Annotated in this window: 10 protein-coding genes; 5 read left to right on the forward strand and 5 right to left on the reverse strand. The window is 24.0% G+C overall.

The window, feature by feature from the left end; all coding sequences use genetic code 11:
* Positions 1 to 158: 158 nt before the first annotated feature.
* Positions 159 to 761 carry a DUF2112 family protein gene (locus BGI41_RS03570; RefSeq protein WP_088538865.1) on the forward strand — a complete coding sequence of 201 codons (603 nt, stop codon included), beginning with the start codon at positions 159 to 161 and terminating at the stop codon, positions 759 to 761.
* A 42-nt stretch (positions 762 to 803) separates the two neighbouring features.
* Here BGI41_RS03570 and cobS read toward each other — a convergent pair whose 3' ends face one another.
* Both cobS and BGI41_RS03580 read right to left on the reverse strand, forming a co-directional pair.
* Positions 804 to 1649: an adenosylcobinamide-GDP ribazoletransferase gene (gene cobS, locus BGI41_RS03575; RefSeq protein WP_088538866.1), complete on the reverse strand. Its 846-nt coding sequence runs from the start codon at positions 1647 to 1649 to the stop codon at positions 804 to 806.
* Positions 1636 to 2790: a phosphatidylglycerophosphatase A gene (locus tag BGI41_RS03580; protein WP_088538867.1), complete on the reverse strand. Its 1155-nt coding sequence runs from the start codon at positions 2788 to 2790 to the stop codon at positions 1636 to 1638. Before BGI41_RS03580 ends, cobS begins: the two co-directional genes overlap by 14 nt.
* A gap of 280 nt (positions 2791 to 3070) precedes the next feature.
* On the opposite strand from BGI41_RS03580, the gene larC reads away from it, so the two are divergent.
* A complete protein-coding gene (gene larC, locus BGI41_RS03585) occupies positions 3071 to 4291 on the forward strand; it encodes a nickel pincer cofactor biosynthesis protein LarC (protein WP_088538868.1) in 1221 nt (406 codons plus the stop codon).
* A gap of 13 nt (positions 4292 to 4304) precedes the next feature.
* Entirely contained in the window at positions 4305 to 4985 is a 681-nt protein-coding gene (gene queC / locus BGI41_RS03590) for a 7-cyano-7-deazaguanine synthase QueC (RefSeq protein WP_088538869.1), read from the forward strand.
* 233 nt (positions 4986 to 5218) lie between these two features.
* On the opposite strand, the gene BGI41_RS03595 is transcribed toward queC, so the two are convergent.
* The 3 genes from BGI41_RS03595 to BGI41_RS03605 form a co-directional block, all read right to left on the reverse strand.
* A complete protein-coding gene (locus tag BGI41_RS03595; RefSeq protein ID WP_088538870.1) occupies positions 5219 to 6019 on the reverse strand; it encodes a nitroreductase family protein in 801 nt (266 codons plus the stop codon).
* A 246-nt stretch (positions 6020 to 6265) separates the two neighbouring features.
* A complete protein-coding gene (oadA, locus tag BGI41_RS03600) occupies positions 6266 to 7975 on the reverse strand; it encodes a sodium-extruding oxaloacetate decarboxylase subunit alpha (RefSeq protein ID WP_088538871.1) in 1710 nt (569 codons plus the stop codon).
* A 336-nt stretch (positions 7976 to 8311) separates the two neighbouring features.
* The gene (locus BGI41_RS03605) at positions 8312 to 9415 is read right to left on the reverse strand and encodes an inositol-3-phosphate synthase (RefSeq protein ID WP_088538872.1); all 1104 of its coding nucleotides are present in this window, start codon (positions 9413 to 9415) and stop codon (positions 8312 to 8314) included.
* Between the two features lie 303 nt (positions 9416 to 9718).
* Here BGI41_RS03605 and BGI41_RS03610 point away from each other — a divergent pair, with 303 nt between their 5' ends.
* Both BGI41_RS03610 and BGI41_RS03615 read left to right on the forward strand, forming a co-directional pair.
* A complete protein-coding gene (locus tag BGI41_RS03610) occupies positions 9719 to 11023 on the forward strand; it encodes a glycosyltransferase (RefSeq protein ID WP_088538873.1) in 1305 nt (434 codons plus the stop codon).
* A 241-nt stretch (positions 11024 to 11264) separates the two neighbouring features.
* Positions 11265 to 11786 (forward strand): hypothetical protein, encoded by a 522-nt coding sequence (locus tag BGI41_RS03615; protein WP_088538874.1) that lies wholly within the window; start codon positions 11265 to 11267, stop codon positions 11784 to 11786.
* Positions 11787 to 11943 lie beyond the last annotated feature (157 nt).

Below are 11943 nucleotides of genomic sequence, written 5' to 3' on the forward strand. Positions count from 1 at the left end.
AACTCATAAAAATAAAATTAATAGTTAAATAAATAAAACACAACAATTAAGAAACAAATAATAAATAAAAACATAAAAACCAGAAAAAATAACTAAATTCAAAAAATAATAAAGAACTAAACAATAAAAATAATTAAAAAGATAAATTTAGTGATTATATGAAAGTAGCAATATTTCCAGATAGTGCAATGATTATTATAAATCAAGTAAATAAATCAAAACACGAAGTACTATCTAATTATGATAAATTATATCATGAAAATAAAGAAAAATTATCTAAAAAAGGACAAGACTATAAAAATAACATAAATTCTAATATTGAAAATCTAAACATAATAAAAGGAATAAAATATACAGGTATAGAAGCTCCTTCTGCAGTACAAGGAAGAATGTCCATATTTGGACCAATAATTGAAGAATCAGAAGCAGCAATAATTCTTAGAAATGGTAAACCAAACCATTTATACAATGCATTAAATGAATTAATATTATTTGGATCTAATGGTTGTAATAATACATTAAATATAATAATTTATCTTCTTAGAGAAAAAAAGATACCTATACTAGAATTAGAATATCCTGAGACTAAAAATGATATTATAAATCTTATAGATGAAATTAATAATTTCCTTAAATATTTAGATGAATATGAAATAGGTAAAACAAATAAAAAATATCTTAAAAAATATCAATTAGAAAAAGAAAAAAATAAAGAAGATTATTTAGAAGTAAATAAGATAATTAAAGATTCACTTAAATAGCTAATACATTAAACAACAAAAATAAAAAAATAAGAGTAATATTTAGAATAATGGAAGAGCAATTACAAGAAATATTAAAGATAAAAGTCTTCCAATTTCATTAGATGTTCCAAGAACATCTCCTGTAGCAACACCAAAATTTCTTTTTGCAAGATATGAAATTAAACAACCAGCTAAAATACCTCCAATAATACCGAATATTCCAATATAACCTAAAAGGACATATGCAATAATTCCAACAATTAAAATTGAAGCAACATAATTTGGTATAGGCATATCTTCAACAAAATATTTACCAATACCATCTTCAGCAGGTTTTGATAAAACACAAGTCGTTAAAAGAGAAATTTTAGCAGCCATTTCTGCAATAATAATACCCCAAAGACAATTATAATCAATAATATTAGTTAATGCTGCAATAGTCATAACAGTAAAAACAACCATAGTAGAAATACCTGCAGTACCTACCATAGAATCTCGCATAACACTAATTTTCTTTTTTGAATCCCCATGAACCATTAATCCATCAGAAAAATCTAAAAGACCATCAGTATGATTATAACCCATTATTAAAAATATATATGCAACTACAATTGTTGCAACAAGTAAATGAGACATTTTAAAGAATTTAAGTAAGATATATGCAATTGCTACACCACCTAAACCAATAATTCCATTTAAAAGTGGCCATAACCATATAACACTAATTACTGCTTCAATTGATGTGTATATACCTAAAGGAATTATAGTAGAAAATGTAACAAGACCACCTAAAGAACGAAGAAATGAAGTATCTTTTTTATCATCTTCATAATAATCATCCCTGTTTTTACTTAAATCTTCTTTTTGATCATTTGAGATTAAAACCACCTTCTTAATTCTCTTCAAATATTTTACTCATACATCCAGCAATAAGTCCACCGAAAATATCATCAACCATTGGACCTAAAGAAGAAAGTATTCCTGGTTTTGCATCATCATAACGTTTAAAATTAAATCTTGCTTTAGTACCTGCTATTTGATTTGCAATTGCAAGACCTAAAACCTCATCAGTATAAAGATATGCAGGATCATCTTCAACATTAACTTCACGTATTAAATTATTTGAAAAATCATATTCTACTCTTATTGCTGCTAATAAAAGTGCAATAACATTAATATCTTCTAATGATTTATAAATTTGTAATTTTAATTTTTCTTTTAATTCATTGGTAACAGGAACACCTTCAACAAGAGCCATACCTGCATCAACAAGGTCATTAATTTTAATTCCTTCAGATTCTAGAAAATCAAGAATTCCAAAACTTAAACCAGATTTTTTAAATGATTCTTCAAGAGAAATTGATACAGCATCTTGAATTCTTATAATTAAATCTTGAATATTAATTTTATCATCTTCATATGGAAGAGAAGTAATATCAATACCAAATTCTTTTTCTTCTTCACTTAAATTGTTTTTAGGCATATTTGAAGCAATAACCATAAAGTCATCATTACCTACAATATTATCAATATGTACAGGTAAATTTAAAGAATCAAAAAATTTAACTCTTTCTTTTACTGCTTCAATATGTAATTTAATTAATAATTTTGGAGATAAAACTTTATCAATAATTATAATCTGATTGAAATCAATTTTAGCATCCTCAAAATCTTTTTTAGACTTTGCAACTTTTAATGAATTATAAAAATCTTTTATTTCAACATCATTACTTAAAAGAGTTATAACTGAAATATCATCATAAGTATTAACAAAGTATCTTGTATTTTCAACATTATGGAAAATATAACTACCAGTTAAATTATTGTTTGCTAAATATTTTTCAACAGTTTCAAAAACTTTATCAGTATTCTTTAAACTTATTGCATTATTTGATAATACAAGAATATTTTCAACAATATCAATTCCATCACTTATATTGAAATCACTAAAAGTTAAAAAGAAATTAGGATTATTTAAGTCAATACCATTTTTATCATGATAAAGATTTACATCATCAGAAATATTATGTTTCTTATCGATTTTCATTATAATACCTTAATATAAATTATTTTTTAAAAATAACTAAAATAAATTATTAAATTTTAATAAAATTAAATATCGTTTATTAATAAATAAAATTATATAAATATAAACATAAAAAATAATTTTAAAAATTAGAAAAACAATTTTAATAATTATTTATATATTATGATTAATTAAAAATAAGATTTACTATTATAAATAAAACTAATTAAAATAAGATATAATATATAATAATAAAAATTAATATTTTTATATTATTTTAAAAATAATTGGGGAAAATAAAATGACCATTATAATAGATCCACAAAGCTCAGGAATATCTGGAAATATGCTTATTGGAGCACTTGTAGATTTAGGTGCTAATAAAGAAGATATTAAAAGAATTACTGAAAAAGTAACTGAAAACTTTGGTGGAGTAAATACAGAAATTACTAAAGTTAATAAATCTGGAATTGAAGCAAGTTTCTGTAATATAAAAACTTTAAATAAAAATAATAAAAATCATGGTATACATTATAAGGATTTAATTAGAAATATTGATAAATTAGATAATATTATAAGTAAAGAAATAATTGAAAAATCAAAAGAAGTTTTTGAAATTATTGCTAAAGCAGAAAGTACTGTACATGGAAAATCTCTTGATGAAATACATTTTCATGAAGTAGGTGCTGCAGATGCAGTTGCAGATGTTATAGGTACAATATACGGATTTTATCAACTTGGACTTAATAAAGAAACTGTAATTGGACTTCCAATATCAGTTGGTGGTGGAAGAGTAAAAACTGCTCATGGTATAGTAAGTATACCTGCTCCTGCAACTGTTGAAATTTTAAAAGGACTAAACTTCCAAGGAGGACCTGTAGCAAGTGAACTTGCAACTCCTACAGGATGTGCATTATATAAAGTATTATGTGATAAATACCTTGAATTTATACCAAATATTAAAATTGAAAAAATAGCTTATGGTGCAGGTTCTAAAAATTTTGAACATCCAAATATTTTAAGAATTTTAAAAGGGGAAAATTCATCAGAAAAAGGAGAAGTAAATGTTCTTGAAACAAATGTTGACCATTTAAGTGGTGAAGAACTTGGATATCTTTATGATAAATTATTAGATGCTGGTGCAAGAGATGTTATAATGATTCCAATTTTTATGAAAAAAAATAGACCAGGACAATTAATTCAAGTAATGGGTCATGAAGATAATATTGAGAATTTACTTAATGTATTATTTGAAGAAACAGGAACCTTAGGAATTAGAATTTCTCCTAAGTTACATAGAGGAATAGCTTCACGTGAATTTATTAAATTACCTCTTAAAATTAATAAAAAAAAATATGAAATTAACTTTAAAATTGGTTATTATAATGGTAAAATAATATCTAAAAGAGCAGAATTTGAAGATACTAAAAAAATAGCTATAGATACAGGATTAAGCTTAACTGAAATTCGAGAATTAGCTAATATTGAAATCAGAAAATATTTAAAAAATAATAAAAATTAAAATAGATGATTATATGAAAGATAAAGCAATAGCTGTCCTATCTGGAGGACTTGATTCAACTGTAGCAATGAGTTCTTACATAAATGATTATGATGTTTATGCAATAACTTTTGATTATGGTCAAAAAGCAATAAAACAAGAAATTAAAGCTGCAGAAAATATTTGTAAATATTATAATATTCCACATACAATAATTGACCTTAAATGGTTAGGAGAAATTAGTAATTCTGCACTTAACTCATCAAATGAAATACCTACACCAAAAGATGAAGATTTAGATAATCTTGAAAAAGCACAAGAAACTGCAAATGCTGTATGGGTTCCTGGAAGAAATATAGTATTTACTGCAATAGCAACTTCCTTTGCAGAAAGTATTGGTGCAAGTAAAATAATCGTAGGTTGGGATTATGAAGAAGCAAATACATTTCCAGATAATTCTAAAGAATTTTTAGAAAGTTTTAATAATCTTCTTAAAATCGGTTCACCTAAAGATATTGAGGTTGTAGCTCCTGCAATTGATTTTAATAAAGAAGATATTGTAAAATTAGGTGCTAAAAACAATTGCCCTATGGAACTTAGTTATTCATGTTATACTGGAAATGATAAACATTGTGGAGTATGTGAGTCTTGTATGAGACGAAAAAGAGGATTTAAAAAAGCAAATATAAAAGATTTAACAGAATATGAACAATAAGTTCTATTTATAAAATTCTATTTTTATTTAAATTTATTTTAAATAAAAATTATTTAAAATACTTATTTTTAATAAATAGCTAAAATATTAATTCTAAAACAAACAAGTAAAAAATAAAACAATAACAACTAAAATATTAATTCTAAAACAAACAAGTAAAAAATAAAACAATAACAACTAAAATATTAATTCTAAAACAAACAAGTAAAAAAAATAAAAAAAATATAAAAAAATCATTTATAATTTACTTTAATCTTTTTATGAGGAATTGTTCTTTTAAAACTTACTCTAGGATATCCTATAATATATACAGAATACATATGCTTATCAGGATCAATTTCTGGGAAAAATTCCATTAATTTATCATGATTTATTCTATCTGCTTTTGAAATAAATAAGGAATAAAATCCACCTAAACCTAAAGTATATCCTGCAAGTTCAACACGTGTACTTGCAATAATAGCATCCATTGGATCTTTTGCAAATGTTAAAATTAATTCCTTACCTTCCCATAAGAAAGGATTATATTTATAATTTTCAGGATGTTTAAGATAATCTCCAAATTGTGCAATTCTAAAATATTCATCTTCTTCTACTTTAATAATATCATAAATATGATTTAAGAATTCATCTAAATCTTTTTTAATTACAACAAATTCTACATCCTGCATATTTTGAGCTGTAGGGGAATAATATGCAGCTTCAAATAATTTTTCATAATCTTCAGAACTAAGTTCTCTTCTTTTTAAAAACCATCTACAAGATCTTCTTTGTTTAAGAAATTGAATATAATCTTCATAACTTATAGGAATTTCTCTTTGATTATACTCTTCAATTCTATCTTCTTGGTCTTGATAAATTTTTAATCTTATTGAACCTGTTTTACAAACAGCCATACATTGACCACAATCAAAACAATTTGATTCATCAACTTCAACAACATGATCTCCTTCAAGTTTTAATGCATCACGAATACAAACTGTGATACATTTTTCACATGCAGAACAATTTTCTTCATCAATAATTAAATGCATAATCACACCTTAAAAAAATAACATGTATAAATTTATATTAAGTTATTAAAATAATTAAATAGAAAATAAGCTAAAATTAATAATAAAAACTAAAAAATTAATAAATAATTAAAAAATAACAAAGCAATTTAGAAAAAGTAAAAACAAAAGATTATAACTAAAAAATAAGTTACAAATAATAAAAAACAAGAAAATAAAATTAATAAAAACAATTAAATTAATAAAAAAAGTAAAAATAATGATTATTTATTCAATAACCATTATAGTATCTCCAGCTGAAACTGCATCTCCTTTTTCTACGAAAATTTCTTTTACAACACCATCTTTATCAGCTTGGATATCATTTTCCATTTTCATAGCTTCAAGAACAGCTACAGTAGATCCTTTAGTAACTTTATCTCCAACTTCAACTTTAATTTTTAAAACCATACCTTGCATAGGTGAAGTTATTCCACCTTCAATAGGAGTAAATGGTCCTTTTTCAGATTCTTCAACTTGAAGATATCCTGTAGGCATAATTTTAACATCAAAGGTATCTCCATCAACTTCAACACTATATTCAGTTGGAATAGCTAATTCATTATCATTTATAATAGATTTAGGTTTAAGCTCTTCTTCTTCAGCTTCACCTTTTAAGAATTTAGCACCAACTTGAGGATATAAAGCAATAGTTAAAATATCTTCATCTTTTTTAATTAAACCTTCTTCTTCACCTAATTCTTTATAGTGATCATATTCAGGTTCAAGTAAATCTGCTGGTCTACAATCAATAGGTTTTTCATCACCTAAAATTTTATTATAAAGTTTTTTATTAACAGGAGCAGGAGGACGTCCATACATTCCTTTCATATACTCTTTAATTTCATTAGATACTGTTTTATATCTTTTAGCACCTAAAACATTCATTACAGATTGAATACCTATAATTTGACTTGTAGGTGTAACAAGTGGAGGATATCCCATATCTTTTCTTGTTCTTGGCATTTCATCTAATACATCTTGATATCTATCGAGAGCATTTTGTTCTTTTAATTGAGATACAAGGTTAGATAACATTCCACCAGGAATTTGATATAATAATACATCAGTATCAACTTGTTCTGCAATAGGATCAAGAAGTGATGCATATTTCTCTTTTATATCCATGAAATATTCTTTTATAGGTTTTAATGATTTTAAACTTAAACCAGTATCATATGGAGTACCTGCAAGAGCAGCTACAATACTTTCTGTTGGAGGTTGAGAAGTTCCCCAAGCAAGTGGTGAAATTGCAGTATCAAGAATATCTACACCTGCTTCACATGCAGCATAATAAGTAATTGGTGCCATACCACTGGTACAATGACAATGTAAATCTACAAGTAAATCAGTTTCTTCTTTAAGTCTTGTAATAAGTTCATATGCATTTTGAGGAGTAATTAAACCAGCCATATCTTTAATACAAATAGAATCACAATCTAATGCTTCAATTTCTTTTGCAAAATCAACATATGAATCAATAGTATGTACTGGACTTATAGTATAACTAATAGTACCTTGTACATGTGCACCTTGTGCTTTAGCTACTTTAATAGATTGTTTCATATTACGTACATCATTTAATGCATCGAAAATTCTGAAAATATCTACACCATTTTCATATGATTTTTCAACAAATGCAGTAACTATATCATCAGGATAATTTTTATAACCTAAAAGGTTTTGACCTCTTAAAAGCATCTGAATAGGTGTCCTTGTAGCTTTTTCCTTAATTTGTCTAAGTCTTTCCCAAGGATCTTCGTTTAAATAACGAATACAAGTATCAAATGTTGCTCCTCCCCATGCTTCTAAAGAAAAGTATCCAATTTTATCTAACTCTTCTACAATAGGAATCATGTCCCTTGTTCTCATACGTGTAGCTAAAAGGGATTGGTGAGCATCTCTAAGAGCTGTTTCAGTAATTTTTGTAGTTTTCATAAAATACACTTATCCTATAAAAAATTGTAATGTATATTATTAATTTAAATAAAAAATATTTTCAAATAAATATTATAAAGAAAAAATTTACAATAAATAATAATATATAGTTTTTTATATAATTAATACTTATCTATTTTTAATATACTAATAAAAAATAATTTATAAATTAAATATTATAAAGCATAATTAAAATAAAGATAGAATATTATCTTTAAAATAAAATAAAAAAACGAGAAGCTTTTTAAAAATATAAAAACTAAAAATACAATACAAAAATAGTTATAATAAAATAAAAACAAAACAATGAAACTAAAAAAAATAAAAATAGGTAAATTACCTATCTAATTTTCCTTCAATAAAAAGATTTGATTTTTCAAATGCAGTATCATCATCATATTGTACAGGTGGATGTTTCATAAGATAAGATGATATTGAAGTTAATTGTCCACCAACACCTCTTTTAAGTGCTAATTTTAATACACGTACTGCATCAATAACACAACCTGCAGAATTTGGAGAATCTTCAACACTTAATCTAAGTTCAATATTCATTGGAACATCACCAAATTCTCTTCCTTCCATTCTTAAGAAACAGATTTTATTATCTTTTTGCCATGGAATATAATCACTAGGACCTATATGAATATCATGAGGGTCAAGTCTTTCACCTGCAACAGATTGAACAGCTTCAGTTTTAGATACTCTTTTAGAAGCAAGTCTATCTCTATTTAACATATTCATGAAATCAGTGTTTCCACCAGTGTTGATTTGATAAGTCCTATCTAATTTTACACCACGATTTTTAAATAAATTAGTTAAAGTCCTATGTGTGATTGTTGCTCCAATTTGAGCTTTAATATCATCACCAATTGCAGGAATATTTCTTTCTCTGAATTTTGATTCCCATTCTGGATTACTTACAATGAAAACAGGCATACAATTAATAAATCCAATACCTGCTTCTAAACATGCTTCAGCATAAAATTCAGTAGCTTTTTGTGATCCTACAGGAAGATAATTTAATAACATTTCTGCTCCACTATCTTTTAAGATTTTAACAACATCTTCAAGAGATGGTTCTTCTTCATCTGCAACAACAAATGATAAATCATCTTCAAAATCATGCATATGTGGTGCAACACCATCTAAAACTTTACCCATAGAAACTTTTACATTAGATTTTGGAATATCTTTTTGGAAAATTTTAGTACAATTAGGCTTTGCAAATATTGCTTCATCAACTGTTTTACCAACTTTTCTTGCATCTACATCAAAAGCTGCAACAACTTCAATATCAGAAGGTTTATAACCATCAATTTTCCAATGCATTAATCCTATTGAATCTTCTTCAGTTTTATTTTCGTAATAATGAATTCCTTGAATAAGAGAACTTGCACAATTACCAATTCCAACAATTGCTATTTTAATTTTAGACAAACATAACACCCTTTTTTTATAATGATAAAGAAAATATTCAAATAAAAAAAATATTTTCTTAAATAAATTTTAAAATTTCAATAAATGAATTTACATTATAAATATATTGACAATCATATAATATAATAATTTCATTTAGTAATATAATAACTTTATAAACTTACTATTATTAAATATTACCCTATTTCTAAAAATAGTTCAAAGAAAAAAATACATAAAAAATATTGAATTTTAAAATAATAAATTATACATAAAAACACAAAAAATATTGAATTTTAAAAAAATAAGATAAGGTTAAAGAAAATGAAAAATGTTTTATTTATTGCATTCTACTTCAATCAAGAAAATGAAATAGCTTCTAAAAGACTTAGAAGTCTTGCTAAATACTTACCAGAATATAATTGGATGCCAATAGTTATTGTGCCGAATATTAATGGTATAGATACAAGTAAAAATAAAACTGAATTTAAAAATATTGAGATTATAGAAACAGAATATGTAGATATGCTTGAATATTATACTAAACCTTTTAAAAAAAATAAAAAAGAAATTAATATAAAAGAAGACAAAGAAAATAAAACCTCAAAAAATAAAGAAAAATTAATACATATTGCAGGAGAGTTATTTGCATACCCTGATGGTATGAAATATTGGATAAAACCAACAGTAAAAGTATGTGAAAAAATCATTAAAGAAAAAAATATTGATGCAATAATCTCTTCATCATTTCCAGTAAGTACTCATATTATTGCTAAAAAATTAAGTGATAAATATAATATTCCATGGATAGCAGATTTACGTGATTTATGGTGTAAAAATCCATATATCCACCATAATAAACTTAGAAATTATTTTGAAATGAGACTTGAAAATAAAACATTTAAAAAAGTAGATGCATTAACAGTAACAAGTAATAGAACAAAAACAATATTATCTAACTTACATCCTGATAGAGAAGTTTATTCAATTGAAAATGGATATGATAAAGAATTTTATGAAAAATTAGATTATAATTTTAATTATAAAAAACATGATAAACTTAAAATTACATATGCTGGACGATTATATTATGGTAAACGAGATCCAACAATTCTTTTTAAAGCAATCTCAGAATTATCTAATGAAAATAAAATAAATAAAGATTTACTTGAAATTAATTTTTATGGAGATAGTACAAATATTAAAGAATTTAGTAGAAAATATAATTTAAAAGATATTGTAAAAATCCATGGTTTTATTCCACATAAAGAAGTTTTAATAAAAGAAAAAGAAAGTGATATACTTCTTTTATTATCATGGAATAATTCAAAAGAAAGTATTTTCATTCCAGGAAAAATATTTGAGTATATGGGACTTAAAAAACCAGTATTATCCATTGGATATAAAGAAGGTGGCCTTAAGGATATAATTAATGAAACAGATATTGGTTATCATACTGATAATATAGCAGAATGTAAAAAAATATTACTTAAATATTATAATGAATTTATTGAAAATGGAGAAATAAACTATAATGGAAATAAAAAAATTGAAAATTATACAACAGAAAAAATGGCTAAAAACTTCTCAGATGTCTTAAATAAAATTACAGAAAATAATAAGATTTAAAAATAAATAAAAAACAAAAAAATTATAAAAAATAATTTATTATATTAAATAAAAAAAATTAACTAATTTAAGTATTGAGTACTAATCAAAATAATTAAAAAATAAAAATAAACTTAAATCTAAAAATATTAGTTATAATTAGAAGATTTAAAAAATAAACTAAAAATATATATCTTAAAAATAACAAAGTCATTTTAAGTATTATATATATTATATTTAAAAAAATGTAAAATGTGTAACAATGGTAAAAGAAGAATTATATATTGCTGATGAAGATAAGGATAATCCTCAAAGCGAGAAAGCAAAGAAAAGATCTAACCGATTATTCATTATATGTATTATCATAGTACTAATTGCAGTTGGAATAAGTTATATTGCATTTGAACATCAAGTAAATACTACTGTTACACTTTCTAAAAGTAATTTTGAACTTCCAAATGGTACACAAATAGAAAATTCAAATTCAAAAAACTCATCTATTGTAACACTTACAACCTATGATGGTGATAGTGAAATTACAGTTATGGAAGGTAAAAAAGTCAATTACACTGATTTCGAAGATTATACAATTGAAGATTATTATGTTAAAAATATAAGTGGTGTAGAAGTTAGTGTTTATGAACTTACAAATGATAATTACAATGATAAAAGTGAAGTAGATTATATATTTAATAAAAATGGAATTAAATATATGATTATTTCAACATCAAGTCCATATTATGTTCAAGACATAATTAAAACATTAAAACTAAATGATAGATAATAACTATCATCTTAACTTTTTTTAAACTATTTAATTAAATATTTTAATAAATAAATAATTTTAAAATATTAATAAAAAAATACTAATTTTAAAAACTAATAAAAGATAAAAAAACTAATTTTAAAAAAAGATCTTAAATTTAAAAATATAATAATAA

Source organism: Methanobrevibacter sp. 87.7 (assembly GCF_002208625.1).
Classification (GTDB): Archaea; Methanobacteriota; Methanobacteria; order Methanobacteriales; family Methanobacteriaceae; genus Methanarmilla.